The organism is Bacillus thuringiensis (assembly GCF_001182785.1).
GTDB lineage: Bacteria > Bacillota > Bacilli > Bacillales > Bacillaceae_G > Bacillus_A > Bacillus_A thuringiensis_S.
Map to the genome: position 1 here is coordinate 2918831 of NZ_CP012099.1, position 26937 is coordinate 2945767.

The window sequence follows — 26937 nt, forward strand, 5'->3', positions numbered from 1 at the left end:
TCCGTTATTTCATTTTGGATTATGATACTCATTTCTCTTTTTCAAATAATCTTTTTCACATTGCAACGGTTTGTATTCCACTATTTTCCCTTGCTTCTTTTTCGTTTCAGTAACAACCCATTCCCCTTTTTCAAGTTCAAGATGTTTTATCACATTTGTATCGTCTATTTCTTTATAGAGTAAAAATGCTTCAAGCGGCTTTACAAACAATCTTGGCTCTCCTCTATATCCACCACTTTCAAAAGCTTTAGTTAACGAATTATAATACGTATCATCAATCCGACCACCATACATTAAATGTGCAGCTTCTAAATCTCTTTTATTAACTTCCAAAAAGCCACCTTCATCAAAATTCAAATGAAATACGGATTTAATGTCCTTCATAATATTTTCCACATACTTTTCATCCCGAATTTTACTTTCTTCGAGACAATCTGAAGTTAACTCTGGTGCATCTGTTTGAGAATGTACAACGTGTTGTATCGATACACACAAAATAAATACGCTTAAGATGTACAATATTTTTTTCATAATTACATATCACCTCAAATGATTTAGATACTATATTATTTGAGGCTTACAATATTCTTATGCTAATAATGTAAAAGGCCCTATAATTCAGACTATTATAGGGCCTTTCATATTAATATTGCTTTATCAAATTCACCGGCGAAGCCAGTACCTTACTACTCTTCACATCATATAAGCCTATAGGCGTTACTCTTATAAAAGGCAAGTGCGTCGCAGAAAAGAATAAAATTGTAAATGCTGGATCGTCATAAGCATATCCTCTTTCTTGCAGTAGGTTCACCATCTTTTTCTCTTTCTGTATTACATTACTCATCTTTTCATCTGACATAATCCCAAGTAGCGGTAATGCAATTTCATGTAACACTTCATTATTTTCAGCTATCACCATTCCTCCGCCGAGCTCTTTTACTCTATGAAAAGCTGTAAGCATATCTTCTTTACTTTTTCCAATGAGAATCATATCACCTGTGCCGGAATAAGAACTAGCAAGACCACCTAATTCTTTCGCAAAACCTTTTACAACTGTATTTACTCGCCAAGTACCATCACGAGCAATCATCATGAGGAAGCATTCATCATGATCAATAGAAAGTTCATCGTGGTTCAAGTCAATTTCACTTACATATGGTTTTGTTATAACGTTATTTAATAAATGCATACCCGTTTTATTAGGGAAAATCATATCCCCTTTCTCTATGGACCAGTCTAATGTTAGTGGAGTTACTTTGAAGTTACTCCATTCTATAAGTAACGATTCATTTTTGTTTATTCCGGCACGCTTTACCCATTGTCCCTTTGTAATGACACTGATTGGTACTGGGTTTTCTTTACTTTCTAAAATATTCATATTGGCCACTCTACCTGTCGCAATTGAACCATGCACATGCTCCATATTATAATAACGGGCAATATTATAACTAGCCATTTGGTACGCATCTATTACCGGTACCCCTTGCTCTATCGCTATTTCTATCAAGCGATTCGTCATGCCGTTTTCATAAAATGACGGATGCGAACCGTCTGTTGTAAAAAAGAATCTATCAAACTGCTTCACGCCTAATTCCAACAATTCTTTTAATAAAACTTCTAAATCCGGTCTAATGGAAGAATTTCTAAGTGAAACGGTGTAGCCTTGCATAAGACGAGTAAAAGCTTCCTGCCCTGTCATCGCTTCATGATCACAATCTGTACCTAACAACTTTAACTTTGCTAACGTTGCTTCAGATGCACCTGGGAAATGTCCTTCTACTTTTTTCTGTAATCGCTTCGTTTCCTGCACCCAAGTTAACATTTCATCATCACCATGTAATAGTTTTGGCCACGCTGTTAACTCTCCGCCTTGAAGAACCGCTTCATGCTGCAGCCACTCTATTATTTCTTCACTATTAAATAAAGATTCCCCGTTTTGCAATTCAGTCTGTCCATCAAAACGGCACCACCAATACATACTTGCTGGAATCTTATTGAATTCATCTAATAAACGAAATGATTCTTCACGTTTTAATGTGAAAAATAGAGTTAAATTATCATTAATAAAAGTCGTTGTCCCAAATTGCATCGCATGATTTGCTAGCGTCTCTGGGTTATACAACTGATATGGATGTGCATGGGGTTCTATGTAACCGGGTACGACATACTTTCCTTCGCAATCAACAACTTCACAATCCGTTAATTGCTCTGGCAGCTGCTCCCCTACGTATACAATCCGATCATTATATATCCAAATGTTTGCTGTCATCCACTCGTGCATATAGGAATTTAAATATGTTGCATTCTTTAATAAAATGTGCGGACTTCTCTTGCCATCTACTACTTCAACATGTTCTCGTAATTGTTGATTACGCCATTTATACTGATTTTTTTCCATTGTATTCAACTCCACTATTATATTAGTTAAGCTTAAAAATAATTAATCAAATAAACAATTATTCATTTCATATCCCCTTGTATTTCCCCCTATTACGTCTATTATATTGAATAATTATAAAAACAACAATTTTCAGAATTATATCACGAGTACATTTCTTCCCATATTGAAACATGAACATTTCTATGAATGTGTTTTACTTATACTTAAAAAAACTGATGACTATTTCATAAAAATAAAATAAACGTCCACCTTAATAAGATGAAACGTCTTTTTTATTTTGCATGTGGAATTATGATTCGTTCATACTATTTCGAAGCTGATTTAAAAATGCATTGGCCGCATTAGAAAACACTTGATTTTTCTTCCAAATAATATTTAAATTCGCTTCTAGATTAGGGTGTAAAGGTCTGAAGCAAAGTTTACTGTTTCCCGATGTATTAATAAGTTTATCTAAACATAATGCATACCCAATACCTTCTTCAACCATAAGTGCTGCATTATAAAGCAAATTATAAGTTGCAACGACATTTAAATTTTCAATATTTTGCCCAAACCACCCTGCTAATTCATTACTAACAGTTGTTTGCCGTGAAATGAATAATGGCGTATCTATTAAATCCACTGGGCTAATAAACTGCTTGTCCGCTAAAGGACTATCTTTACACATTAAAACACCCCATGTATCTTTAGCTGGCAATTGTACATATTCATATTTTTGTTTATCTGTTGGCTCTATAACGATACCAAAATCTAATAATCCACTATCTAATTTACTCTTAATATCATCAGCATTTCCGCTATATAAATGAAACCGAATACCCGGATAATCTGTACGTAATTCTTTTAATGTTTTAGCGATAAGGTGCATCGCTTCAGTCTCACCGCCACCAATGTAAACTTCTCCGCTTATTATTTCTTTTGAATCTTTTAAGTTTGCTTCGGTTTTATCTGCTAACGCAACAATTTCCTTCGCCTGTTTTAGTAAATACTTTCCCTGTTCTGTTAAAGAAATTTTTCTATTTCCTCTTATAAATAAAGCTGTATCTAATTCCGTTTCTAGATCTTTCAGTTGCCTTGATAATGTAGGTTGCGACAAATGTAACTGTTTTGCGGCTGCTGAAATACTTTCTTCATTTGCTACAGAAATAAAATAGCGTAACACTCGAATTTCCACGATAGTCTCCTTATATATACCTAACAGGCATACGAATGTATTTAATATAGGTATTTGATATTGGAATCGTATCATTTTATGATTGCATTGAAAAGATTAACACCTTAAAGGAGGAGTATAACAATGGATATAAAAGACTTTATAAACTTTTGCAAGGAAGGTAATCCTATTTCAGGTGAGGATAAAGAATTACATGAGCTATTAGTTCAATGTAGCTATGAAGCGCAAAAGATTACAATGTCATTGAATACATCCTATCATTCCAGAGAAGAAATTGTGACGCTTTTTAGCGAATTGACAGGAAACAATATTGATTCATCTTTTATGTGCTTTCCGCCGTTTCATACAGACTTCGGTAAAAATATAACGATTGGAAAAAACGTATTTTTTAACACTGGGTGTTCTTTTCAAGATAGGGGCGGAATTCATATAGGAGATAATTGTATGATCGGTATGAATGTTACAATTGCCACACTTAATCACGGGCTAACTTTAAAAACTAGAAATACAACATACGCCTCCCCTGTTACAATTGGTGAAAATGTATGGATCGGATCTAGTGCAACTATACTTCCCGGTGTGACTATAGGAAACAATTCAGTTGTTGCTGCAGGTGCAGTTGTTACGAAAGATGTACCTGAAAATACTGTCGTTGCAGGAGTACCTGCAACAGTTGTGAAGGTCATATCTAACGATTGAAAGTGAGTTCATATTTATATTTATCACTAAAAAAGAACGTGTTTATATTTAGTTATAAACATGTTCTTTTAAACGTTTCAAACCCTTTGTTCCCTTTTACCATCCAGCACTAGCATTCATACCATTTCAAGTAATACTAGCATTAACTAACGTAAGCAGTACATTTAGAAGTATAGGTATTCTATATCCACCAGTGAAATTCTGATTTTTACGATTAACAAATACGAGACCAACTAATGATATTATGGTCGTTTAAAAGAATACTAACATTAGCAACCAATACCAAACCATTATGCCCATACTCCATCGTGTTAATAGCTCGTGCGTGATACAACTTATAGCAGATTTTTTTCATCTATTTATTAAATTCAATTTGCATCATTTTATTTAACTGCGGAACAATATCGACCCCACCTATAGAGTTAAGACTGATAGCCAATGTATGTTTGCCTCCAATTACTCCCCCAGCAAAAGTTGTAAATCCAGGAATTCCTCCTCCATGCCCCCAAACTGAAATACCGTTTGGAAGTTTAGTCTCATAGATTCCAAGACCGTATGCGTCACCAACCCCTTTTCCTTCTACAGGAACTGTAGTAAGCATTTCTTTTAGCTCGCGTTCCTTCAGTAACTTACCACCGAGTAAAGATGAAAAGAACTTATTTAAATCATCCGCATTAGAAATCATATCTCCAGCTGCATTAGCTAAACTCGGATTATAATACGTAATATCTTTCAACTCGCCTGTTCCTTCCATTTTCACATATCCACGAGCATGGTGCTTTCCTGGGATGACAGGTGAATTTCCTGGTAAAAACGTATTGGATAGGTCCAAAGGTTCAATAATTCGCTTTTCGATTTCTTCCGCATAACTATTACCAGTTATTTTTTCAATAAGCATCCCCAAGATTACGTATCCTGTGTTTGAATACAACCAATCTTTACCCGGCGAGAAATCTGGAGGCAGAGAAAGGCCTATTTTCACTATTTCTTCTGCGGAATACGTTTTTTTCGAATTCATTATATCCGCGTCTTTTGACTTTAAGTATTCAGCGATACCACTCGTATGATTCAAAAGTTGTCGTATCGTAATTTGATTGCCATCATACCCATTTCCTTGCACGAGACCTGGTAGCCACTTTTCAATTGGATCGTCAAGTTGTACGCGATTTTCTCCTACTAATTGAAGAACAGTCGTGGCAGTAAAAGTCTTCGTCACACTACCAATCCGAAAGCGATAATCCGATTTCACCGGTTTCTTTGTACTTAAGTCCGCCACGCCAGCAGTAAAACTATTAGTTTTTCCGTTGTTAGACGCCTTAGCTAATATTCCTACAGCACCAAGCTGTACTGTTTCCTGCATTACTTGTTTCCAGCCATTACGATTCTTTTGATCATGTACTTGTGACGAACTAGAAATATTTTGATTTGACTCTGCAGTCACAGTAAAACCTGGCGTGAATAGAGTAGTACCCGCTAATAAAACTGCTAAACTTGCCAACTTAATTTGATTACGTGTTTTCATAAGGATTTCTCTCCTCTATTAATATCGTATTGATTCAAGCTATACTTTCATCCTATATGATAAACCTCTCTTTTTTCTTATCCATTCCTTACGAAATACTTACGTTTAAATTTAAATAGGGTAAATTGAGCAAAAGTTATGCATGCAAATAAAAAGAGAACATATTTTCATTTTTGATGTAAACATGTTCTCATAAACGTTTAAAATTCTATATTAATTTTTCATCCTATTCTTTAAACAACTAATCTAAATTCCTTTTACCAGCCCGCACTAGCATTCATACCATTTCCAATAATAGAGAGTAATAGCGGCCATAATACTGGTCCCAATGTAAGAAATACATTTAGAAGTATGAGCATTCTATATCCAACGGTGAAATTGTGATTCTTACGATTAACAACTACTAAACTGATTAATGATATTATAGTCGTTAAAAATAATACTAACATTAGCAACCAATACCACACCATTAAACTAAGACTCCATGGTGTTAATAACTCATGTATGATACAAAATGAGATTCCTAATACAGCAAAACTAAAACTAGTCACCGATGTTTTTATAAGCCATTTATTTATTTTTTTATCGTATGTATTTTTACGATATAAATCTATTAAAGTATATAAAGATAAATATGCCATTAATACGCCTATCCAAGATAATAACCAATCACCGTCCCCTTGAAATAATAAGAACAGCAACCAACACATACCTACTGCTGAAAAAACAAAGGAAATAAGTATGCTTTTTAATACCGATTTCAATATAGTTCACACCCTTAAAAAATTTAAAAATAAATTATAAGTTATTATTTACATACTGGCCGTGTACCTTTTAACTCTAATATATTTCTTTTTCTTTCTATTTTAATAAAACAAGGATAAATACATTAAAAAATTAAATATACATTAACACAAAATTAAGTATAAGTAAAATAAATTAATTTAAATTTAATTTATTTTACTTATTTAAAGGTGATTACATACATGAAGAAGAATAATAATGTTGATTAAAAAATCCCAACAGAATTAACTAATATAACCATTTCAACCTTAAATTAAAATAAAAAAGATGACTTCAGCCACACGCTAAAGTCATCTTTTTCCACCTTCTTATTTTACTAACTCTCCATTATAAGCTTTTATATTAAGCGGAGCAGTTAAAAATTGTGCTGCTTTACTAACGAAAGATGTGAAGTGTTCACTCGTATTATGACTCGCAACTGCTGCTTCATCTTTCCATACTTCTACCATCGTATAAACATTTTCTTTTTCTGTATCTTTATATAAGTCATAAGATACATTTCCACTTTCTTCTCTTGAACCATGAAGTAGTGGCTGAATTTCTTCTAAAAATGATTGTTGTTTTGCTGGGTCTACTTGAAATATTGCGTGAATAATAATCATGGTGTTTCCCCTTTCATCTTTCACTTATTGAAGTTCTTTTATAAAATTATTTCCACTCTGCAACTTTTTCAATTGGAAGACGTACTGATTGGTAACCACCGTCAGCAGCTTTTCCGATTGAAATTAACATTACTGGTACATAGCGTTCTTTATCTAATCCAAATGCTTCTGCGATTTGGTCTTTTTCAAATCCACCAATTGGACAAGTGTCATAGCCGTGAGCACGTGCTGCTAACATAAATTGCATCGCTACAAGACCACCGTCAATTAATACAGTGTCTTTCATTACTTCTGGTGTAACCATTGAAAAGTAACCTGAAAGTTTTTTCATTTGATCTTCTTTTACTTCTGCTGGCATTAAACCGCGTTCTACTGCTGTACCGTAAATTTCTTCTGCGTTATCAAAGTTGTTTAAGTCACCAAACACAGCGATCATTGCTGAAGATGTTTCTACTTGAGATTGATTGAATTTCGCAAGTGGCGCAAGTGTTGCTTTTGCTTCGTCACTTTCAATCACAAGGAATCTCCATGGTTGCATGTTTACTGATGATGGTGCAAGTGTTGCTTCTGTAAGAATTTCTGTCATTTCTTCTTTGCTAATTTTCACTGAAGGGTCGTACTTACGAATTGAACGACGTCCTGTTAAAATTTCGTTAAAATTATTTGTTTTTACTGAGTTAGTCATAGTTGTATTCTCCCTTTTTTATAATTCTTTTATATTTTCTTGAATGTGATTTAACATATTTAAAAGATTGTCGCGTTCTTCTTCACTTAATCCTTTAAATGCAGATGCTGCAAAACGTTCTTTTTCCTCTTGAAACGCCTGAATTTTATTTCGTCCCTCTTCAGTAAGAGAAACTAACGTAATTCTGTTATCATCTGGATTTTTACGTCTTGTAATCATTCCATTTGCTTCTAGCTGTTTTAAATGCCTCGTTATCGCAGCATTATCAATATTCACTTCTTGCTGAAGTGCTTTTTGACTAATTTCACCTACTTCATATAACTGAAGTATAAGCTCTAATCGAGACTGGCTCATACCCGTACACCCTTCAAATTTCGAACTTACTTCTTTATTTAGAAAGTGTAATTTATATAAAATAATCGCTTCTTTTGAGCATGAACTTGTCAAATTACCCCTCCTTTACAATCAAAACAAAAACATTTGATGTATCAATAGTTGATATGTCAATTAATATAATCTATATCGATTTAGAATGCAAGCATTTTGTTTTCACTTTATTTTTTCCAAATTAAGGCGCTTTGTAGCGTTACAAAAAATGTAAATTACATTATAATAGTAATAATTTAAATGACTGGAGAGTGATTGTAATGCGGCAATACACAAATAGAAATGAGGAAATGAAAATGGAAAATGAAATGAGGATATTTAAATATGACAACAATAAACATAGGGATTGTCGCGCACGTAGACGCTGGCAAGACGAGTTTGACTGAGCGTATTCTTTATGAAACAAATGTAATTAAAGAAATTGGCCGAGTAGATAGTGGTAATACACAAACTGACTCAATGGAATTAGAAAGACAACGCGGAATTACGATTAAAGCATCTGTCGTTTCTTTCTTTATTGATGATGTAAAAGTAAATGTCATTGATACACCTGGACACGCTGATTTTATCGCTGAAGTGGAGCGATCATTCCGCGTTCTAGACGGTGCAATTTTAGTTATCTCTGCCGTTGAAGGTGTGCAAGCACAAACAAAAATTTTAATGCGAACATTACAGAAACTAAACATACCGACAATTTTATTCGTTAATAAAATTGATCGTAGTGGAGCAAACACTGAAAAAGTTATGAAACAAATAAAAGAGGTTCTTTCAAATGAAGCATTCCCCTTCTACTCTGTTCTAAACGAAGGAACGAAAGAAGCCCGGATCATTGAATATAAATCATATGACGATTGTATGGAACTGTTAGCACCATTTAATGAATCATTACTTGAATCATATGTAAATAACGAAATAATACCGGACGCACTATTAAGAGAAAAACTAGAACAGCAAATACAGCAAGCAAGTGTGTATCCAATCTTTTTCGGTTCAGCAATGACAGGTATAGGAGTAACAGAACTACTTGAAAAACTTCCGGCCCTAATGCCAGCTCTTACATCGGCACAAGAGGAACCATTATCCGGTGTTGTTTTTAAAATTGAACGTGAACCTTCTGGAGAAAAGGTTGCTTATATAAGAGTTTTTTCAGGTAGCTTACATGTTAGAAAATATGTTGATATACAGCGCGATGAGTCTCTACAACATAAAGAAAAGATTAAAAAAATGTGCCTATTTCATAATGGAAATGCCGTTCAAACTACTACTGTTCCTAACGGTGAATTTTGTAAAGTGTGGGGACTGAATGACATTAAAATTGGTGATATTATTGGTGAACGTACGGATTATATAAAAGATATTCACTTTGCCGAGCCACAAATGGAAGCAGCGATTGATGCGGTACCTAAAGAGCGAATTCATGATTTATACGCTGCACTTATGGAACTCTGCGAAGAAGATCCACTCATTAAAGTGTGGAAAGATGATGTTCATAAGGAACTATACATTCGCCTTTTCGGTGAAGTGCAAAAAGAAGTGATTGAAACCACACTTTTTGAGAAGTATAATTTGCAAGTTACTTTTTCAAATACGCGAGTTGTATGTATCGAGAAACCAATTGGCTTAGGCAATTCTGTTGAAGTAATGGATGAAAAAGAGAATCCATTTTACGCAACAGTCGGATTCAAAGTTGAAGGTGGTGAACTTAACTCTGGCGTAACATATCACTTAGGGGTTGAACTCGGATCACTACCTTTAGCATTCCATAAAGCGATTGAAGATACGGTATTTCAAACGTTAAAACAAGGTTTATATGGTTGGGAAGTTACAGATATTATCGTCACATTAACACATACCGGTTATGCTAGTCCTGTTACAACAGCGAGTGACTTTAGAAACTTAACACCGATCGTATTAATGGATGCTTTAAAGCAAGCTGAAACACATGTATATGAACCAATAAACGAGTTTGAATTAACTGTACCGGAGCACGCAATTAGTACCGCGATGTATAAGCTCGCTGCCGTTCCAGCAACTTTTGCAGAGCCTATATTCCATTACAATTCTTATCAGTTAACAGGATCATTACCTGTTGCGAAAACAGAGAATTTTAAGCAAATGCTTCATTCATTCACTGAAGGAGAAGGCATTTTTACAACAAAGCCATCTGGTTACAAAGAACTGAAGGCTCCCTTCCCTACTCGAAAACGTGTTGATTATAATCCGCTGAATCGTAAGGATTATTTACTTCATGTGCTTAGGGCTTATTAAATAAAAAAGAGGTGCAAATTGCACCTCTTTTTGCATGTATTGATAGGTTAGTTTGTCCTAACAACCTCTTTAAGCTTTTCTATTATTTTTGCTATTGCTTCGATTGAATTCTCGGTTTCATATTCTCCAACATTTACAGAATGATTTGCGTTTTTGACAACTTCAATCTGTAAATTCGTTTTATGTAACTGATCGATTTGATTTGCATTATATTGGTGATCTTTATCTCCAATTACTAATAGCCCTTCATGATGACTATGTAGGATTGAATCAAAAATGGAACCAAACGTTAGTAAAGGTGTAAGTAGTATCATTTTTGACTGTAAAAACTCTTCTCTCTTCATTACATCATTTGCAATCGGAATGGTTCCAAGTGACTTCCCTAAAAACATTGTATGATTGTATTGCTCATTTTTTAATACTTCCTTCATTATAGGATGAATATCATCCATCATTACTTTCATTACTTCTTCCATTGGTTTATTCATTAATTGTCCATCATAAGAATAATGAATATGTACGACATCAATTTTATGTTCAAGCATTAACATCGTTGCATAATAAAATAACGGTTTATCGTAATTGTATCCTGAACCTGAGAACATAAAGCAAATGGAATTAGAACCTTTTTCAATGTGTGTATACGGAATTACTTTTCCATCTATATGAGCCTCTTTTTTAATCCCCTTCACCCTTTTCCCCTCCGTATACATTTAATCTTGTAAGACGATATGTTCTGTATGAACTGCTATATCCTTTACTTTTTCTTTTATAAACGCAGGCTGTAAGTTATATGCCTCTAACTCTTCTACCGGCACCCACTTAAATAAATATGTTCTACCCTCTTCTTCCAAAATATATTGATCTGCTCCATTTGCAGGTAACTCATGTAGCTCTACTTCATAATAGAAACTAATTTCATGAAACTTTCGCTCAGAAAGTGTAAAGAAATTTTCTACTGACCATATTAATCTCTTTCCTTTCATAGGAACACCTAATTCTTCTGCAAGCTCTCGTTTTAACGCGTCTTCACTATTTTCTAGCATTTTCACTCTTCCGCCTGGTACATACCAATAATCTTCCCCTTTGTTTTGAAGAATAAGTATTTTATTATTCTGTTTACAAATTGCTCCAACGCGGTAATTAAAACATGTTTCCTCTACTTTAAACGTAAGATCCATCCGTAACGCCCCCTTATATAAATATCGAATTATTACAAAACAATTATGTAATTACTGTACAAATAAGGTTACTAAATTTATCCACTTCATTCAATCGTTTTCGAATTTTCCGAACTCTTATTTTTCATCATTACAAGTGTATATACATATGTTACAATCACATTGCACACTAGAAAACATTATGGGGGTACGGATGGAAACGTTATTAATCCAGCAAACTGAGAAATCAAATAAGTTTTGGAAAATCGTTGTGAAAGAAAAGGATTATGTTGTGTTTTACGGAAAAATTGGCACAGCTGGCAGTGTGAAAGCGAAAGAGTTTGAAACAGAAGAAGAATGTATGAAAGAAGCTAATAAACTAGTTGCTTCCAAACGTAAAAAAGGATATACAGACCCGTTGCCTGGGGAAGATTACATAAAAGAAAAAACGATAACCGAAGAAGAATTTTGGGAACTACTTCATCGTGCAAAAACGAAAGGTGAGGACCAAGAAGAACAAATAGAATGGCTTACTTCTCACCTTGCTAAACGTACAGTACATGAAATTGTAGCTTTTGATACGCATATGCATCGTATTTTGAAAGATTCCTATACCACCCGTTTATGGGCAGCAGCCTATATTATTATGGGTGGCTGTTCAGATGATACTTTCGATTACTTCCGCGGATGGTTATTATATCAAGGAAAAGAGACATACGAAGCTTGTATTGAAAATCCAGAACGATTAATTCCTGTATTAGAAAACTTGAGTAAGTATGACGTCCCAGAGATTGAAGAACTTACTCTATATTTCGGGCAAGAAGTTTACATGGAGAAGACTGGGGATGAAGATGATACTTACTTTACACTATACCATGTCTTAACAAATGAAGAGTTTGAGGAAGTTGATATCGAGTTAGATTGGGATGAAGACGATGAGGAAGGTTTAAAAAAGATGTTTCCTAATCTATGGGAGATGTACGGGGAAGAACCGATTGAGTGGTAGATTCATATTAGGACTCTGTTTAACCAATAAACAGAGTCCTTTTTTCACAAGATTCTTATTTAAACTCTCTTTATTCCATACCACTTATCCAATAACATCTTTCCTCTTTCCCTTGAAATCCCTGCTTTTAATTCCCAATTCTCCATACTCTTCATCCAATCATACACATCTGTAACTGTATGTTCTAAACTTCTAAAAGTAAGTCCTTCTTTAACAGCACTTGCAATACTAATAGAAAACCCACCTTTCCACGGCTTCGTTTCCCCTTCTAATGGAAAAGTTTCTGGAATCCATAAAGGCATTTCTGTCCAAGGCTGCACATTATGTTCACTCATAAACGATTCGTCTATCCAAACAAATTCAGCATCGCTATTCGTAACCTTTTTACACGTATTTAATAGTTCTTCCATCGTCAATTCATCATTCGGACCTGTTATATTGAATGTACCTGTTTTATTATTTTCTGCCATGTTGAGTCCAAAGCTCGCGACATCTTTTATATCAACTATTTGCATTGGACGATCTTTTCTTCCTGGTACTAATACTTTTCCTCCCTTTGCTACACGCCCGATCCAGTATGGAAGTCGATCTGTATAATCGAACATTCCTGAAAGAAGTCCTGCTCTTACGTGTAATACACGCCCCGGCCAATACTTCTCTGCTTCTTTTTCACATAATACTTTCAGTGCACCATAATACTCATAAGGTGAAACTTCACCATTCTCTACAGCCTTTATTTGATCACCCGTAAGTTCGGGTTGTAATATATAATCTTCTTTAATATCATGCGGAATCCAATCTTTATATACGGAGAGACTTGAGATGAATATATAATGCTTTATATTATTTTGTAAGACTTCTCCGACATTTCTAATGTGATGCGGAGAAAATCCACACGTGTCGACTACCGCGTCCCATTTTCGATTTTCTAAACTTGATACATCACCATTTCTGTCACCGATAAGCTGCTCCACTTCAGGAAAAATTTCTTTGTTTGTTCCGCGGTTAAATAATGTAACTTCATGCCCTCTGTTCAAAGCCTCTTCTACAACAGCTCTTCCCAAAAATCGTGTACCACCTAGTATTAAAATTTTCATGGTTCTCCCCCATTCATCATTAAAAATCCTTTCTTTTGTTAAACGAATTTCTGTTATAAAAAGTTACGGGAGGATTTGTTATTTTACTTTAATCCTACAAATAAAAAGAATCCATTTTGAAAAATTAATCAATACGGATTCTTAAATTAGATATAATTATTGAATTACTAACTCCGCACAACTTCCCCATCAACTAACTCAATAATTCTATTACACTTATTCGCTACTTCAATATCATGCGTTACAATAATAATCGTTCGGCCTTCTTCATTCAGTTGTAATAGCAAATTCATAATTTCTTCTCCTGTTTTTCTATCTAAATTTCCGGTCGGTTCATCAGCCAATATTAATTCTGGTTCACCTACTAACGCTCTAGCAATTGCGACGCGCTGCTGTTGTCCACCTGATAGCTCGTCCGGTGTTTTATACATATGTTCTTTTAAACCTACTTTTTCTAAATAGAACTTCGCCTTATTTTTTCTTTCCCGTTGCTTTAGCTTTCTATATGTGAGTGGTAGCGCTACATTATCCAGTACAGTATGTTCTTTTAACAATGCAAAATATTGAAAAATAAATCCGATCATTTCATTTCTTGTTTTATGAACTTTATTTGCTCTAATTTCAGTTAATGTTTTTTCATTTAACGTATATTCACCCTCATTTGGCAAATCAATTAACCCGATAACATTTAATAGCGTACTTTTCCCCGACCCTGATCGACCCATTATCGCTATAATTTCGCCCTTATTTATCGTTAAGTTTATACCATTTAACGCGAACGTATTATGGTTCTTGTTACTATACACCTTCTTAATGTCTTTCAATACAATTAAACTCATTATTCCATCCCACCTATTAATGTTTTTGGTTCAAGCTTTCTAATAAATAAGAAGACAATTACATTTGAGACAACGATGATCAATAATAAGAATAGAAATACTAAAAATAATATAGGCATATTCAATTTAAAGTCTAATACCGTTGATTCCTTTAAATCCTTCGACATTTGTAATAGAACCCCATATCTCCATGAAAAGTAAACTAGTGACATCCCTAAGCCAACTATTGCTACAATAATGTTCTCTAGAACAATTTGAATAAACATTCCAAATTTACTTTCGCCAAAAGCTATTTTTATACCAAATTCCCGCTTTCTCATCAAGATAGAAATAATAGTCGTTACTACAATTCCGACGATTGAGAATAAAATAAATAAGATTCCGACTATCAGTTGAGGTATTTCAGAATAGCTGTTAAAAGTAACATCTTCATTTATTTCATCACCCAAATTTTTTAAATAAAACGTACCGCCGTTTCCTTTAAGTTGAATTGATTCTTCTAGTTTCTTTACATCTGCATCTTTTCGTAAATATAAAACTGTACTTTGATGTAGTCTTAAAAACATTGCTTCATATTTTTCAACTCTATTAGATGACATAGGTATTATCATTACGTAATCCAACTTCGAATATGCGTTCGTCGTATTATTATTTACGATAAATTTATTCTCCGGCAAAAAGCCTGTAATTGTATATTGATTATTAATTGTATCTCCAACTTGAAAATATTTCTTAAAGTATGAACCCATTAAAACCTTTGTTTTCTCTTCACTATTTTTTTGAAAATCTTCATGCAAGAAACCTTCTTCAGATTTTAAAGGTAACTGTAACATTTTATAGTAATTTTCATCTACAAAAATTGTTGTAATAGTAGGTCTGTCATCGCGAAACGTTTTATGTTTCAAATCAGTAATCATACTATTTTGAAATGGTCTATTACTTGACTCTATTTCAATAACTCTCGCCTCGTATGTACCATACGAAATCACATCTTTATTTTGTTGAATCGTTTTATAAACTTCTTGAATTTGCTCTTTATTAAATTTATTGCTTTGTAACTTATCTGTCGTCATTTCAAAAGTAACTAAATATGTTTTATCCGCATTTAATACCGAGCTGGATTTATCATTCAGATGGTGTAAATTATAAAATACATTAATTGAACTCGTTATAGTTGCTAATCCAAATGTAATCTGTATTAGAAGAAGTACCGAAAATAGAAATCTCTTTTTTAATGCTAGGAACGCACTTTTTATTCTCATCATGTTTACTCCTTTAATGCTTTAGCAGGTTCACTTTTAATCACATATACAAATGGTATTACAGAGAGGATAAAAGCTATAGTAAGTGAAAGAAATACACACATTACAATATGAGTAGACTGTAAACTAATACTATAACTTGTAAACTCTATAATATTTTCACTCAAAATGCTAAAAATCCATTGTATGCATATTGCACAGGCTGATGCAGCGATTGCACATAAAAACAATTGACTAAATATAAAAATAAAAAGATTTACATTACTTGCTCCCAAAGCTTTCCTTAACGACAAACTCTTTTTCTTCGTATAAATCCAATAATAACTGACTATTATACTGGTAATTAAAGCTATACATAAAAGCCTATTTGGAAAACTGAGTAACTCTTCTACGGCTTCACTAGAGTTTTTTTCCTTCTCATAGTTCTCTTTTTCACTAATCACTTTGGCATTTATATCTGTATTGTTCTGCTTTAAATGCTGTATGAAAGTTTCTATCTCTTCTTTAGGGTTTTCGTTAGAACGAACGATCATTTGGAATGTCTTTTCATTTTGTATCACTTGTTTCACTTCATCTGGCATGTCATTTAGAGAGACATAAATTTTCATATTATACTCATATTCGGTACTTACTCCAGCTACGCCTTTAACTGTATATTCCTTATTAAATAGTTTTATTGTTTCCGTATTTTTATAAATTTTCTTCCCGACTATTACACTATTTTCCTCATGTTGTTCTATCTGAGAACCTTTTAGCAATGGTGGAGACCAATTTTTATTAAGGAGACCATTCATTGTTACTCGGCCGATACCTGGAATAGTAGTACGAATATCATTTGTAATAACGCTAGCGTTTTTAAAATCAGATTCTACTAACGTCTGAAATTGTTTGAAATTGAATTCCCCCATATTAGTAAGTTGAACGGAATAGTAATAATTAAAATAACCATTTTTACTATCATAAAATCTTTCATCATAATAATCTTTCGTCGACATTGCGATAAGTATCGGCCATATTGTCAATACAAACGTAATAAATAACATAATGAATATCGCTTTGTTCACCACTATTTCTTTTATTACTAGATTCATATATCCTCCTCATTTTAAAAACCGTGAAAATGGTATTTATCCTTTTTCACGGTTTTTGTTGATTTTTATTTAATTACCATTTCCTTAGAAGTGTACGCACTATCCCCTACCATTATCCATTCATGACCCGAATAACCTCTGGTCACCGGTCCTTTGGATGCAACGCTAACGTTTATACGATCTGAAATTTTAGCATCATACAATGCTAACTCTTTAGAAGTCCCATCATCAAAGCTAGCTCTTACAGTCATCTTGTAAAAATGAGGTTCGTTCTTTTTCGCAGTATAGGCAGTTGCCTTAGCTTTTGCTCCGCTTCCTGTCCACGTTGCATTATTATCCCAACTAATCGAAGCAAATGAAACGGAAGAAACCATACCTAATAAAGAAGCAGTTAATCCTGTAACAGCTAAAGTTTTTTGAAGTAAGCTTTTCATATATCCTTAATCTCCCTTTTTAAAATATTCACTTAAATATTTAAGTATTTTTAGGCCTTGTCCTCATTATACATAAAAAAATAATCATATATCGATAAAACTTAATATTTACATTTATTAACACGATTCTTACATTCCCCTGAACTTTCCGTCATAAAACAAAAAGATGGTATGAAACTCCAATTCACACCATCTTTTTGCTATCATTATTGATTTGACTGTATACAAGGAAGAATATATTTCACAATCAATTCCCATCTATCCCGTGCATTCGGCATAATTTCAGAAGCAATTACTATAACCAAATCCTTCTCCGGAATACAACAAATCATATTCCCACCGTCACCCATAGCACAGTATGAAAAGATTCCCTCTTCTTCTCGTAACCGCCATAAATAACCATATTGATTTTGGTTCATTTCTGTCGATTCTTTTATCCATGATTTTGATAGTATTTGTTTTCCATTATGAATACCTTCATTCAAATAAATCTGTGCAAACTTCGCCATATCTCTAACCGTTAACGTTAGTCCCCAGCCGCCCGTCGAAATACCATTTGGATCGTGAACCCATCCTTTCACATCTTTTCCGAATAAGTCATCAAATCCAAATGCTTTCATATTATAGTTTGGAATTTCTCTCATGCCCAGTGGCTGAAATAAGTATTCATTCGCAAATTCACGCGCATTTTTTCCTGTTGCGTTCGTTATGATCGCTGATAGTATATGAGCTCCTGCAGATGAATATTTAAAAGATCCAATTTCTCCGCCGCTTCCTATCCTATTTAACGTATATTGTATCCAATCTTGTTGTGTACATAGTTCTTCTAACGGTTCCTGCCAGTCTACGAATGGATGTGGAGCTGTCATCGTTAGAAGATGGCTTACTGTTACTTCAGATGAATTAACGTTATATTCCGGGAAAAATTCTATTACTCTTTGATCAACGCTTTTTATATAGCCCTTATCTATACATATCCCAATTAGCGCAGAGATTATCGTTTTTGTGACTGACGCTATGTGAAATGCATCATCTGGACCGTAACCGTTATAATATTTTTCAAAAATAACATTACCTTTCTGCACTACTAACATACCATTCATATTTTCATATTCTTCTTTTATAATCTGATTTAACTTTTCAGCATTTTTCATCATTCATTCCCCTTTAACCTGTAATTAAAAAGGTTCGATAGGTACATATATATCAACTATATGTTTCTTTTCTGGGTGCTGCTCTGGATTATTTTTATACACTTCAAAAGGATATGAGTCTCTCGGTTTATATCCGCTATTTGGCAACCATTCACCGTATAAGTAATCCCACGCCCCTTTATATTCATCTTGGCGTATTTCAAAAGGACCTACCGCATATTTCCCTGAAGGTATTACCATTATTCCTATGTCGTTCGTTTCTACTGTGGATTCATCGGGAATTGTTATACATAAACTAGTTCTTAAATGATTGTCCTCAGTAAATTCATGATGATCGTGGTAAATGGTTAATACTTTCGTATCCTCAAATACATGATAGTTTTCCTCTGCTGCGTAATGAAATAATTTCTCTATCATGTTTGGAAAAGCTAGCGTTAACTCTTCATATGTACCGATATGTCTTATGTATGCGACGTTTATATCGTCCGCTGTTACAATTTCAACATTTCCTCGAACCTTCTTACATTCATTGTATTGAGGAATTCCCCTTACGTCTTTGCAATTCTTGCTATTGTCATTTCGATATTGAGACGGACTTACACCGTAATAATTTTTAAATGTTCGGGAGAAAACTGCTGAATCTGTGAAACCAAAATGGTAAGCGATATCCGTAATCGTCATATCCAATCGATATGTAAGAAGGTTTGTTGCCCTTTCTAACTTCAATCGATTTACATATCGTGATAACGGCTCGTCTACTATTCCTTTAAAAATTCTATGAAAATGAAACTTCGAAAATCCTGCTATATCCGCTAGCTTTTCAATGGATAGTGAACTGTCTATGTTTGATTCTATATAATCTTGAACCTTATGTATGCGTCTTAAATACTCATTTCTACTTTGTTTACTCTCCATATTTCTAGCTCCTCACAACAAAAAGGCTAACTTTGTGCTAGCCTAATTTTACACATTTTTCAAAAATAATACTCTACTACCACCATTCCCATCATAATTTGTATGTACCGATACACCCTCTATTTCATCATCCCCAGCCTCAATTCGAAAGCCAATCTCCCTATGAAACTGTATTGATTTTTTATTTACTGGTGACGTGATTGCTTTTACAACTTTACGGTTATTTGCACGAGCAATATCAAAGAAATAAGAATACAATGTCGATGCAATTCCTCTTCTTCTATACTTCGGATTCACACCGATAAAATGAACGTATGCTTCATCTTTATATGTTTGTGAAAAAAAACCGCATAAGAAACCTAACGTTTCTCCCTCTTCTTCAATAATAAAACTCGTTTCTTGAAAGTGAACGAAAAACAATTTTGGCAACATACCAGTCATATCTCTCCCGCCCCACCAATCATTTAAAACAGAATGAATTTTTACATAATCTTCCCCTTTGATGTTTCTTACTCGCATATGTTTCTCCCTCTCACTCACTTCATTTTTTCATAAATTTTAATGACCGTTTCTACTAAAAGGATGAATACCCATATCCCGCAAAATACAAGAACAGACTGGAATAAAGAACCTAGCATAACAATACTTATTAAACCTAATTCTGATCCTGAAATGGACATTTCATCAAACCCCAGGTTATGTATAAATGGACCAGTTGAAAAAGCCATTAAAATAGATCCTATTAAATAAATCACACTCATTATTTTTAATATTTTTATAGAAAGATACGAAGTTTGTTCTTGCTCCACTTGTGATAATTCGATTTCACCGCTCGCAATTCCTTTTTGCAAACAGTCCTCACATAGAAATTCTTCCTTAATTTTTTTACCACCGTGCAATGTACCTGTAATTTCTTTACACCTTGAACATTTTCGATTTATCATGTTGTTACCACTCCAATCTATTAAGATTATACTTATATAATTCTATATTTACCTTAATATCCCTTTTATGTATTTTATAGAGAAAGGTCGTGTTTTATGATTTCAAAACTCACGTTTGGCTTGAAAAAACCTACTGTTCATTATGAATTAAGACCTAGTTGTTATGCGATTATTTTTCAATCATCTTCTTCAAAGATTGTTATTATCCAAAAAGGAGACCGTTATTTTTTACCTGGTGGTGGTATGGAAGGTACCGAAACAAAAGATGAATGCTTACATCATGAACTACTAGAGGAATTAGGATGGGCAATTGAAATTGATCAGTATATCGGTAATGCAATGCGATATTTTTATGCGGAAAAAGAAGATACTTATTATTTAAACGATGGGTTCTTTTATATTGCGAACATGGTGCAGACACAAACTAAAAACTGTGAGGAAGATCATGTTTTGCGGTGGATGTCTCCTTTACTTGCTGTAGAGCTTCTCATTCATGATCATCAAAAATGGGCTGTTGAACAAGCGCTTTTATTACAAAAACCAAAAGGATCTCCTTCTATATGAAAGAGATCCTTTTTATTGTTAACTTACTTTTTTCAAATTGAGAGCTGGCTTTTGAATTCCACCCTTTTTTACAACATATAAGCCAATAAAGATTATAAGTCCGCCAACGAGTTGCATCGTGTTGATTTGCTCTCCGATAGTTACTGCCGCGAAGATAACTGCGAACAATGGTACAAGATACATATAAACCATTACTTTCGTTGAGCCTATTTTACTAATACCGACATACCACATTGCAAGTCCGAAGATTGTCGCGAAGACGATTGAATATGCTAGAGACCCCCAGCTTGGCATGTCTACTGGCCACGTTAATGTATTTACGTTGAATAAACAATATACAACGAGAGGTACAATTCCAATTAAAGTTGACCAAGATGTGACTCTCATTGCGGAATATTTTGTTATAAGAGGTTGCGCTAATATTGGATACCATCCCCACGCAATCGCTGCGACTAATCCAATTATGTTTCCGAGCCACGCATATTCGTAAGTAGTTCCTCCTGTATGTCCTGTTAATAAAACGAATGCTGCACCAATAAACGCTACTATTGAACCAATTTGTACCTTCATCGAAAAACGTTCTTGTTTGTGCAATACTGCTAATATCCCTGTAAAAATAGGTGACATCGCAATTAATAATGAGGCGTTCGTTGCTGAAGTATATTTCACAGATAGCATAAACATCGTTTGATACATTGTCGTACCAACGATACCGACTGCTACTAATCGTAACCAATCTTTTCTTTCAATACGTAATGAGCGTTCCATTATAAAAGTAATAAGTAATAATACCGGTGATGCTACTAAAAATCGTAAACTATTAAATTGAATGGATGACATAAATGCCACGCCATACTTTCCTATTGTATAATTTGCTCCCCATACTAATGCAACTGATACTAGGAGCCATTCCATTTGCCATCGTTTCATCCGAATCTCCCCTTCCATATTTAGCATAGTAAAATTGGCTGGATATAACACCGTCCAATTGGCTGTTTTTTTACCCAGCCAATTTGCTATACTGGATGTATATAAGAGATACGGAGGCGTTTTTTATGGAATGGAAGCTAGATAGTGACAGTAAAATCCCTATTTATCAGCAAGTTGTTGACTTTATTGAAAAACGTATTACATATGGAGAACTTCCTCCAGGAAGCTTCCTCCCTTCAGAACGGAAATTAGCTACGCAGTTAAATGTAAACAGAAGTACAGTAACGACTGCTTATAATGAACTACGTGCTATGGGAATTGTAGAAAGTACGACTGGTAAAGGTACACGTGTGAGTACACATATGTGGGGCGTTTCTCCAACATTAACGCCGAACTGGAGAAATTTCGTAGAAGGTGGTACTTTTTTACCAAACTTACCACTACTTCGCCATATTCGGGCAGAAGTACAACAAAATGAAAATATTATAGATTTCGCTAATGGAGAACTCGGTTGTAATCTTTATCCTCATGATCAACTACAAGCGATTTTACGTGAACAACCGTTAACGCATTCATTAAGTTACGATCATCCGCAAGGCTATCTCCCGCTAAGACAAGCGGTCGTAAAATATATGAAGGAATATTTAAAAGTTGAGGCGACTGAACAATCCATTATGATTACATCTGGCGCACAGCAAGCACTTCACCTTATCGTGCAATGTTTATTAAATCCAGGTGATGCTGTTGCTTTCGAAAGTCCTTCACACTGTTATTCCTTGCCGTTATTCCAATCAGCAGGTATTCGTATTTTCCCATTACCTGTCGATGAACACGGCATTAATCCAGACGATGTACAAGAGCTATACAGAAAGCACCGCATTAAAATGATTTTTTTAAATCCAAATTTCCAAAACCCTACGGGGACGATGCTTCATCCAAACCGTAGAAAAAAACTATTATCACTTTGCGCAGATTTACGAATTGCAATCGTTGAAGATGATCCATCTAGTTTGCTGACGCTAGAAAAGAAACAACCTTGTCCTACTTTGAAATCAATAGATGAAAACGGAACTGTCATTTATGTACATTCTTTATCAAAAATGATTGCGCCAGGATTACGAGTCGGTTGGCTTGTCGCCCCGCAGTCTGTCGTAGAGCGATTGTCAGACGCACGGCACCAAATGGAATTAGGAATGAGTATTTTCCCGCAGTGGCTTATGCAGCAATTTTTCGAAACCGTACCATTTCAGTCTCATATCGTACCGTTACGAAAACAATTAGCAGAAAAAAGAGACGTTATCGTTCGTGCCCTAAACGAGCAACTTCATGATAAAATCTCTTTTTCAAACCCTACTGGTGGTATATACATTTGGGGGAAATTAAAAGAACCTATAAACGAAAAACAACTCATTATGCAAAGTTTAAAACAAGAAATTGCTTTTATGCCAGGTAGTATTTTCGGTGCGAAAGATGGTTATATACGTTTATCTTATGGAAAAGTGGATATTGATCAAATTGCGGAAGGTATTTCTCGTTTACGCCAGGCTATTTTGGTATGTGAAAATAACTTTAAATAAAGCTTTCTCGTTTGACAAAACCTAAATCTACCATTATTATCAACTCGAACCTATTTATAGGAGTGATAAAATGAAGATTTACGTTGATGCAGATGCTTGTCCTGTAAAAGATGTGATTATTTTTGAGGCTACGAATGTGGAAATTCCTGTTACCCTCGTTACTAGTTTTTCACATTATTCTAATGCAGAGCAGCCAAAAGGTGTCGAAACAATTTATGTTGATTCTGGAGCAGATGCTGCAGATTACCGAATTATGCAGTTAGCAAAAAAAGAAGATTTAATCGTAACACAAGATTACGGTCTTGCTTCGCTCGCTTTAGCAAAAGGCTGTATCGTTCTTCATCATAAAGGTTACAAGTATACGAATGATAACATTGAACAATTGCTACAAACACGATATTTAAGTGCAATGGTTCGAAAAAGTGGTAAACGTACAAAGGGACCGAAACCATTTACAGCAGAAGACAAAGAGAAATTTAGAGAGCTCTTTAAAAGTATGATTACACTTCAGAAATAAACCTTCTATTTATAGAGAAAGAAAAGAAGAGAATATCCAAATGAACATTCTCTTCTTGAGGTTTACCCGTTTAAAATGAAGGTAAATTATCTAAGTTATTTTCCTTTATACCATCCGGTTCACTACGTATAATATCTCTACCATACTTATGAAATACGTCCACATGAGCTAACTTCCCTGATTTTGCTTCATTAAGAGCAGTCATATAATCTAACTCTCTCCCGCTACTTGTTTTAAAGGCTATTAAATCTCCATCATCATTTTTACGAACGGCAACAATTTGTTCTACTCCTGAATTGACTTCATGGTCTACTTCAAATTGCGCTTGCTCTTCTCCTTGATGTAAGTATTCATTGTAAACTTTTTCAAAGTCTTTTTTGTCCATCAAACTCACCTCCAACACATTTTATTAGTATGGTTGGGATGTAGTGGTTTTATGTACTTTTCTCTTAGAAAAACGTATTTTTAATACCTACGCAACCCTTTCAAAGTCTCCAATACATCATCTGTAAAGGCTGTACTACCCTCTGTCTCTAAAACTCTAAAATATAAACTTCTTAAGAAAGCTCTAATATTTTGTACTAAAATAGCATGCTGCGGATGTCGGATGTCTTCAACAGTTGCTATACTATGTAACCAGTTGCTCCACTCTTCTTCAGTTAAAAGATTTTGGTTACGTAACGACATAATTGGTGCTACTAATCTCTCATCCTCAAAGTGAATGTATACGTAGTCATGTAAGCGTACCTTCTGACGAACGGCAGCTAGTATTGCATATGAGAACTCACGATTTTGGATTGTACGTGCTAAAGCATCGAGCGCATCTGCTGCATGTGCAGTAGAGTGTGCCCAGCCTTTTCCTTCTACGTAGCCTCTTACATCTTCTTCTAAATATACATATTCCAGCACTTGTTCTGCCACACTGTACAGTTGTTCTTCAGATAACAGTGGTTCTCTTTCATGAACAGATAAAATAAGTGGTGGAATTAATACGGAGAATGCACGTTTAAAAACAGAGTCTGTTCCCTTTTCACCAATTTTATAAAATAAATAATCAGGGCTAATTGCTTGCAGCATTAATCCTCGTAATTCTTTTTGTCTAAATACATCATTTGTAATCCATTTGTGAAGCGTACTATATATCAAATCATCACGCAGTTCAGCATCAGGTGATCCGATATAATCTAACATCCACTGCGCATATGGATATGCATCTACGTCTTCTGGTACAGCATAATTGTTATTTTTAATTTGTAGTAGTTCTTCTTTTAGTTCTAGTACTTCATTCATTATATTTCTTGTCCCCTTTTTTCGTTTTTTAACATATTTTCGCCTTATCCCCTGTAATTGCCTATCCTTATATGAACTTGATTCAATTATATATAATTTATCCTAATAAATAAAAGGAAATACATTAAAACATCGCAGTCTATCACTTTGTTTACATGCCTTTCATGTAAGTTTAAGTTATAAAATAAAGTTTGTTTTTTCTTTTGTATTCAAACGTAGTTACAATCCAAGGTTATATCATTTTAGAACTTGTTTAATAAATTCTGTTTTAGCTTTTGTGTATGCTTCTCTATCTTGTTTAAATTTTTTAGCTAAATCTTGTTTAAGATTTGAATACTCATAAACTAATTGTGGATTTTCTCGTAAGCGGTTGCGAAATAAAAGTTGTTGCTCCCATCTCTCAGTTCCTTTAACCATCAAATGCAGGTGAGCTACACGCCTATTATTCTTAACTTTCACAAAGAACCTTCTCCAAGGTCTTTCATCTAATTCTGGGCTTACATAATGCCAATTATATATGGCCAATGTAGCTGAAATATCTAGTACTCTTTCAAATGAGTCTATTTCAGCCATTAGATCAATGATAGGTTTTGCAGGTAAATCAGGTATGGATGTACTTCCTATATGTATTACTTTGCTTATACCGAGAGGAGCAAGCAGTTCATATAGTTGCTGTTCTTCACATCGGCCTTTATCTTGCCAATCAGGATTTGCACTAACTATCTCTACTGACTCATTCGCCCATACAGGCCAATCGTTCGGATTCTCTTTTTTATCCATCTAATATCTCCCCTTATGATATTCTCCCCTGTAATTAGTCTACATAACATAATTACAAACAACAAATATTGATTTATATTTCTCCTTATTTCCCCTTAAATCCTCGATACAATGCAGTCCGTAACTCTTGTTTGTATTCTGCAATTTCTGGCATTTCGAGTTCTTCTGCTAGTCTGATAGCTAATTCAATATCATACGGTACTCGTACAAGTTGAATAGAAAAGCTCGCTGCTTCTTTTTCATTGTAAGTTCCTTCAAATATTAAATAGGAAGCTTGTGTTATTTCAAGTGGGTTTCCTACGCTACCGGCATTACATAACGTTTTCCCTCTGAAATTTTGAACGAACGCTTGGTGAACGTCACCGTAACAAACGACATCTGGTTTTCTTTCCCCTTCTATATTTTCAGTCAAATCACTATTTTCGAACATACTAATACGCTCTTCTCTTGAAGCGTGTGGTTGAATTCTTTCATACAAACTTCTCGGTGAAGCGTGGAACATACGAATGAGTTTTCCACTCATATAAAACTCGATTGAAAATGGTAAGCTTCTTAAATAGTCATTTTGTTCTTCTGATAATTGTTTTTGATGCCATTTTAATGCTTCAAATTCAGTCGGCTTTGTAATAAAATCATCCCAGTTTCCCATTACGACTACTTCACATTCTTTACGAATGATTTCAATTGCTTCACTGGAATGAGGTCCTTTTCCTACTAAATCTCCAAGACAAATAATGCGCTCGATTCCTCTTAATTTAATGTCTTGTAGCACAGATTCTAAAGCTGGAATATTACCATGTATATCTGAAATTATCGCTATTTTATCCATATGAAT

30 protein-coding genes and 1 pseudogene are annotated in these 26937 nt (G+C 34.3%); 6 read left to right on the forward strand and 25 right to left on the reverse strand.

What is annotated here, in order from left to right; all coding sequences use genetic code 11:
• Positions 1-9: 9 nt before the first annotated feature.
• From AC241_RS15120 to AC241_RS15130, 3 genes are all read right to left on the reverse strand, one after another.
• Positions 10-531 carry a hypothetical protein gene (locus tag AC241_RS15120; protein ID WP_016081125.1) on the reverse strand — a complete coding sequence of 174 codons (522 nt, stop codon included), beginning with the start codon at positions 529-531 and terminating at the stop codon, positions 10-12.
• A 112-nt stretch (positions 532-643) separates the two neighbouring features.
• Positions 644-2398, reverse strand: a complete 1755-nt coding sequence (locus AC241_RS15125) for an adenine deaminase (protein ID WP_050844092.1) — start codon at positions 2396-2398, stop codon at positions 644-646.
• Positions 2399-2690: 292 nt separating this feature from the next.
• On the reverse strand, positions 2691-3575 hold the full coding sequence (locus tag AC241_RS15130) for a LysR family transcriptional regulator (protein WP_050844094.1): 885 nt from the start codon (positions 3573-3575) through the stop codon (positions 2691-2693).
• Positions 3576-3698: 123 nt separating this feature from the next.
• Here AC241_RS15130 and AC241_RS15135 point away from each other — a divergent pair, with 123 nt between their 5' ends.
• Positions 3699-4274 carry a sugar O-acetyltransferase gene (locus AC241_RS15135; RefSeq protein ID WP_016081122.1) on the forward strand — a complete coding sequence of 192 codons (576 nt, stop codon included), beginning with the start codon at positions 3699-3701 and terminating at the stop codon, positions 4272-4274.
• Positions 4275-4400: 126 nt separating this feature from the next.
• Here AC241_RS15135 and AC241_RS34340 read toward each other — a convergent pair.
• The 6 genes and pseudogenes from AC241_RS34340 to AC241_RS15160 form a co-directional block, all read right to left on the reverse strand.
• A pseudogene (locus tag AC241_RS34340) lies at positions 4401-4607 on the reverse strand (DUF3902 family protein); the annotation flags it as partial.
• 22 nt (positions 4608-4629) lie between these two features.
• A complete protein-coding gene (locus tag AC241_RS15140) occupies positions 4630-5796 on the reverse strand; it encodes a serine hydrolase domain-containing protein (protein ID WP_050844096.1) in 1167 nt (388 codons plus the stop codon).
• Positions 5797-6053: 257 nt separating this feature from the next.
• Positions 6054-6560, reverse strand: coding sequence for a DUF3902 family protein (locus AC241_RS15145; RefSeq protein ID WP_050844098.1), 507 nt, complete (start codon positions 6558-6560; stop codon positions 6054-6056).
• A 348-nt stretch (positions 6561-6908) separates the two neighbouring features.
• Positions 6909-7202 (reverse strand): putative quinol monooxygenase, encoded by a 294-nt coding sequence (locus tag AC241_RS15150; RefSeq protein ID WP_050844099.1) that lies wholly within the window; start codon positions 7200-7202, stop codon positions 6909-6911.
• Between the two features lie 46 nt (positions 7203-7248).
• Positions 7249-7887, reverse strand: coding sequence for a nitroreductase family protein (locus tag AC241_RS15155; RefSeq protein WP_050844101.1), 639 nt, complete (start codon positions 7885-7887; stop codon positions 7249-7251).
• A gap of 18 nt (positions 7888-7905) precedes the next feature.
• Positions 7906-8334 carry a MarR family winged helix-turn-helix transcriptional regulator gene (locus AC241_RS15160; protein ID WP_050844104.1) on the reverse strand — a complete coding sequence of 143 codons (429 nt, stop codon included), beginning with the start codon at positions 8332-8334 and terminating at the stop codon, positions 7906-7908.
• Between the two features lie 264 nt (positions 8335-8598).
• On the opposite strand from AC241_RS15160, the gene tet reads away from it, so the two are divergent.
• On the forward strand, positions 8599-10542 hold the full coding sequence (gene tet, locus AC241_RS15165) for a tetracycline resistance ribosomal protection protein (protein WP_050844106.1): 1944 nt from the start codon (positions 8599-8601) through the stop codon (positions 10540-10542).
• A 47-nt stretch (positions 10543-10589) separates the two neighbouring features.
• Here the strand turns inward: tet and AC241_RS15170 are convergent, their stop codons facing one another.
• Together AC241_RS15170 and AC241_RS15175 are read right to left on the reverse strand one after the other, a co-directional pair.
• Positions 10590-11255, reverse strand: a complete 666-nt coding sequence (locus AC241_RS15170; RefSeq protein WP_196303424.1) for an alpha/beta family hydrolase — start codon at positions 11253-11255, stop codon at positions 10590-10592.
• Positions 11256-11723 carry an NUDIX hydrolase gene (locus tag AC241_RS15175; RefSeq protein ID WP_050844111.1) on the reverse strand — a complete coding sequence of 156 codons (468 nt, stop codon included), beginning with the start codon at positions 11721-11723 and terminating at the stop codon, positions 11256-11258.
• Positions 11724-11916: 193 nt separating this feature from the next.
• Here AC241_RS15175 and AC241_RS15180 point away from each other — a divergent pair, with 193 nt between their 5' ends.
• On the forward strand, positions 11917-12708 hold the full coding sequence (locus AC241_RS15180; RefSeq protein ID WP_050844113.1) for a DUF4240 domain-containing protein: 792 nt from the start codon (positions 11917-11919) through the stop codon (positions 12706-12708).
• A gap of 59 nt (positions 12709-12767) precedes the next feature.
• On the opposite strand, the gene AC241_RS15185 is transcribed toward AC241_RS15180, so the two are convergent.
• The 9 genes from AC241_RS15185 to AC241_RS15225 all read right to left on the reverse strand — a co-directional run bounded on the left by AC241_RS15185 (position 12768) and on the right by AC241_RS15225 (position 20444).
• A complete protein-coding gene (locus AC241_RS15185) occupies positions 12768-13805 on the reverse strand; it encodes an SDR family oxidoreductase (protein WP_050844115.1) in 1038 nt (345 codons plus the stop codon).
• A gap of 167 nt (positions 13806-13972) precedes the next feature.
• On the reverse strand, positions 13973-14644 hold the full coding sequence (locus AC241_RS15190) for an ABC transporter ATP-binding protein (RefSeq protein ID WP_050844117.1): 672 nt from the start codon (positions 14642-14644) through the stop codon (positions 13973-13975).
• The gene (locus AC241_RS15195) at positions 14644-15909 is read right to left on the reverse strand and encodes an ABC transporter permease (protein WP_042968976.1); all 1266 of its coding nucleotides are present in this window, start codon (positions 15907-15909) and stop codon (positions 14644-14646) included. Before AC241_RS15195 ends, AC241_RS15190 begins: the two co-directional genes overlap by 1 nt.
• A gap of 2 nt (positions 15910-15911) precedes the next feature.
• Positions 15912-16997, reverse strand: a complete 1086-nt coding sequence (locus AC241_RS15200) for an FtsX-like permease family protein (protein WP_050844119.1) — start codon at positions 16995-16997, stop codon at positions 15912-15914.
• 65 nt (positions 16998-17062) lie between these two features.
• Positions 17063-17431, reverse strand: a complete 369-nt coding sequence (locus AC241_RS15205; RefSeq protein WP_023522327.1) for a hypothetical protein — start codon at positions 17429-17431, stop codon at positions 17063-17065.
• Positions 17432-17637: 206 nt separating this feature from the next.
• Positions 17638-18585, reverse strand: a complete 948-nt coding sequence (locus AC241_RS15210; RefSeq protein WP_029442685.1) for a serine hydrolase domain-containing protein — start codon at positions 18583-18585, stop codon at positions 17638-17640.
• Positions 18586-18609: 24 nt separating this feature from the next.
• The gene (locus AC241_RS15215) at positions 18610-19500 is read right to left on the reverse strand and encodes an AraC family transcriptional regulator (protein WP_050844120.1); all 891 of its coding nucleotides are present in this window, start codon (positions 19498-19500) and stop codon (positions 18610-18612) included.
• Positions 19501-19548: 48 nt separating this feature from the next.
• Entirely contained in the window at positions 19549-20019 is a 471-nt protein-coding gene (locus tag AC241_RS15220) for a GNAT family N-acetyltransferase (RefSeq protein ID WP_016081102.1), read from the reverse strand.
• 17 nt (positions 20020-20036) lie between these two features.
• Entirely contained in the window at positions 20037-20444 is a 408-nt protein-coding gene (locus tag AC241_RS15225; RefSeq protein WP_043936996.1) for a DUF3980 domain-containing protein, read from the reverse strand.
• A 96-nt stretch (positions 20445-20540) separates the two neighbouring features.
• On the opposite strand from AC241_RS15225, the gene AC241_RS15230 reads away from it, so the two are divergent.
• Entirely contained in the window at positions 20541-21008 is a 468-nt protein-coding gene (locus AC241_RS15230; RefSeq protein ID WP_050844122.1) for an NUDIX hydrolase, read from the forward strand.
• 18 nt (positions 21009-21026) lie between these two features.
• Here AC241_RS15230 and AC241_RS15235 read toward each other — a convergent pair whose 3' ends face one another.
• Entirely contained in the window at positions 21027-21938 is a 912-nt protein-coding gene (locus AC241_RS15235) for a DMT family transporter (RefSeq protein ID WP_050844124.1), read from the reverse strand.
• Positions 21939-22063: 125 nt separating this feature from the next.
• On the opposite strand from AC241_RS15235, the gene pdxR reads away from it, so the two are divergent.
• Together pdxR and AC241_RS15245 are read left to right on the forward strand one after the other, a co-directional pair.
• The gene (pdxR, locus tag AC241_RS15240) at positions 22064-23515 is read left to right on the forward strand and encodes a MocR-like pyridoxine biosynthesis transcription factor PdxR (protein WP_000454918.1); all 1452 of its coding nucleotides are present in this window, start codon (positions 22064-22066) and stop codon (positions 23513-23515) included.
• A 70-nt stretch (positions 23516-23585) separates the two neighbouring features.
• Positions 23586-24032, forward strand: a complete 447-nt coding sequence (locus tag AC241_RS15245; protein WP_050844126.1) for a YaiI/YqxD family protein — start codon at positions 23586-23588, stop codon at positions 24030-24032.
• 70 nt (positions 24033-24102) lie between these two features.
• Here the strand turns inward: AC241_RS15245 and AC241_RS15250 are convergent, their stop codons facing one another.
• From AC241_RS15250 to AC241_RS15265, 4 genes are all read right to left on the reverse strand, one after another.
• The gene (locus AC241_RS15250) at positions 24103-24417 is read right to left on the reverse strand and encodes a DUF3892 domain-containing protein (RefSeq protein WP_050844127.1); all 315 of its coding nucleotides are present in this window, start codon (positions 24415-24417) and stop codon (positions 24103-24105) included.
• Between the two features lie 80 nt (positions 24418-24497).
• Positions 24498-25322, reverse strand: coding sequence for a DUF2785 domain-containing protein (locus AC241_RS15255; protein WP_050844130.1), 825 nt, complete (start codon positions 25320-25322; stop codon positions 24498-24500).
• 237 nt (positions 25323-25559) lie between these two features.
• Entirely contained in the window at positions 25560-26102 is a 543-nt protein-coding gene (locus AC241_RS15260; protein ID WP_050844131.1) for a GrpB family protein, read from the reverse strand.
• A gap of 85 nt (positions 26103-26187) precedes the next feature.
• Complete coding sequence (locus AC241_RS15265) at positions 26188-26931, reverse strand: metallophosphoesterase family protein (protein WP_050844133.1); 744 nt, start codon at positions 26929-26931, stop codon at positions 26188-26190.
• Between the last annotated feature and the right edge of the window lie 6 nt (positions 26932-26937).

What these genes read in the sequence shown, in the direction of transcription:
- AC241_RS15260 (WP_050844131.1), bottom strand. Translation starts at nt 26,102, where the DNA reads ATGGATAAAAAAGAGAATCCGAACGATTGGCCTGTATGGGCGAATGAG.
- AC241_RS15215 (WP_050844120.1), bottom strand. Translation starts at nt 19,500, where the DNA reads ATGGAGAGTAAACAAAGTAGAAATGAGTATTTAAGACGCATACATAAG.
- AC241_RS15265 (WP_050844133.1), bottom strand. Translation starts at nt 26,931, where the DNA reads ATGGATAAAATAGCGATAATTTCAGATATACATGGTAATATTCCAGCT.
- AC241_RS15140 (WP_050844096.1), bottom strand. Translation starts at nt 5,796, where the DNA reads ATGAAAACACGTAATCAAATTAAGTTGGCAAGTTTAGCAGTTTTATTA.
- AC241_RS15235 (WP_050844124.1), bottom strand. Translation starts at nt 21,938, where the DNA reads ATGAAACGATGGCAAATGGAATGGCTCCTAGTATCAGTTGCATTAGTA.
- AC241_RS15220 (WP_016081102.1), bottom strand. Translation starts at nt 20,019, where the DNA reads ATGCGAGTAAGAAACATCAAAGGGGAAGATTATGTAAAAATTCATTCT.
- tet (WP_050844106.1), top strand. Translation starts at nt 8,599, where the DNA reads ATGACAACAATAAACATAGGGATTGTCGCGCACGTAGACGCTGGCAAG.
- AC241_RS15150 (WP_050844099.1), bottom strand. Translation starts at nt 7,202, where the DNA reads ATGATTATTATTCACGCAATATTTCAAGTAGACCCAGCAAAACAACAA.
- AC241_RS15155 (WP_050844101.1), bottom strand. Translation starts at nt 7,887, where the DNA reads ATGACTAACTCAGTAAAAACAAATAATTTTAACGAAATTTTAACAGGA.
- AC241_RS15180 (WP_050844113.1), top strand. Translation starts at nt 11,917, where the DNA reads ATGGAAACGTTATTAATCCAGCAAACTGAGAAATCAAATAAGTTTTGG.
- pdxR (WP_000454918.1), top strand. Translation starts at nt 22,064, where the DNA reads ATGGAATGGAAGCTAGATAGTGACAGTAAAATCCCTATTTATCAGCAA.
- AC241_RS15200 (WP_050844119.1), bottom strand. Translation starts at nt 16,997, where the DNA reads ATGAATCTAGTAATAAAAGAAATAGTGGTGAACAAAGCGATATTCATT.
- AC241_RS15185 (WP_050844115.1), bottom strand. Translation starts at nt 13,805, where the DNA reads ATGAAAATTTTAATACTAGGTGGTACACGATTTTTGGGAAGAGCTGTT.
- AC241_RS15170 (WP_196303424.1), bottom strand. Translation starts at nt 11,255, where the DNA reads ATGTATACGGAGGGGAAAAGGGTGAAGGGGATTAAAAAAGAGGCTCAT.
- AC241_RS15210 (WP_029442685.1), bottom strand. Translation starts at nt 18,585, where the DNA reads ATGAAAAATGCTGAAAAGTTAAATCAGATTATAAAAGAAGAATATGAA.
- AC241_RS15225 (WP_043936996.1), bottom strand. Translation starts at nt 20,444, where the DNA reads ATGATAAATCGAAAATGTTCAAGGTGTAAAGAAATTACAGGTACATTG.
- AC241_RS15255 (WP_050844130.1), bottom strand. Translation starts at nt 25,322, where the DNA reads ATGAATGAAGTACTAGAACTAAAAGAAGAACTACTACAAATTAAAAAT.
- AC241_RS15190 (WP_050844117.1), bottom strand. Translation starts at nt 14,644, where the DNA reads ATGAGTTTAATTGTATTGAAAGACATTAAGAAGGTGTATAGTAACAAG.
- AC241_RS15195 (WP_042968976.1), bottom strand. Translation starts at nt 15,909, where the DNA reads ATGATGAGAATAAAAAGTGCGTTCCTAGCATTAAAAAAGAGATTTCTA.
- AC241_RS15230 (WP_050844122.1), top strand. Translation starts at nt 20,541, where the DNA reads ATGATTTCAAAACTCACGTTTGGCTTGAAAAAACCTACTGTTCATTAT.
- AC241_RS15245 (WP_050844126.1), top strand. Translation starts at nt 23,586, where the DNA reads ATGAAGATTTACGTTGATGCAGATGCTTGTCCTGTAAAAGATGTGATT.
- AC241_RS15175 (WP_050844111.1), bottom strand. Translation starts at nt 11,723, where the DNA reads ATGGATCTTACGTTTAAAGTAGAGGAAACATGTTTTAATTACCGCGTT.
- AC241_RS15125 (WP_050844092.1), bottom strand. Translation starts at nt 2,398, where the DNA reads ATGGAAAAAAATCAGTATAAATGGCGTAATCAACAATTACGAGAACAT.
- AC241_RS15205 (WP_023522327.1), bottom strand. Translation starts at nt 17,431, where the DNA reads ATGAAAAGCTTACTTCAAAAAACTTTAGCTGTTACAGGATTAACTGCT.
- AC241_RS15120 (WP_016081125.1), bottom strand. Translation starts at nt 531, where the DNA reads ATGAAAAAAATATTGTACATCTTAAGCGTATTTATTTTGTGTGTATCG.
- AC241_RS15250 (WP_050844127.1), bottom strand. Translation starts at nt 24,417, where the DNA reads ATGGACAAAAAAGACTTTGAAAAAGTTTACAATGAATACTTACATCAA.
- AC241_RS15135 (WP_016081122.1), top strand. Translation starts at nt 3,699, where the DNA reads ATGGATATAAAAGACTTTATAAACTTTTGCAAGGAAGGTAATCCTATT.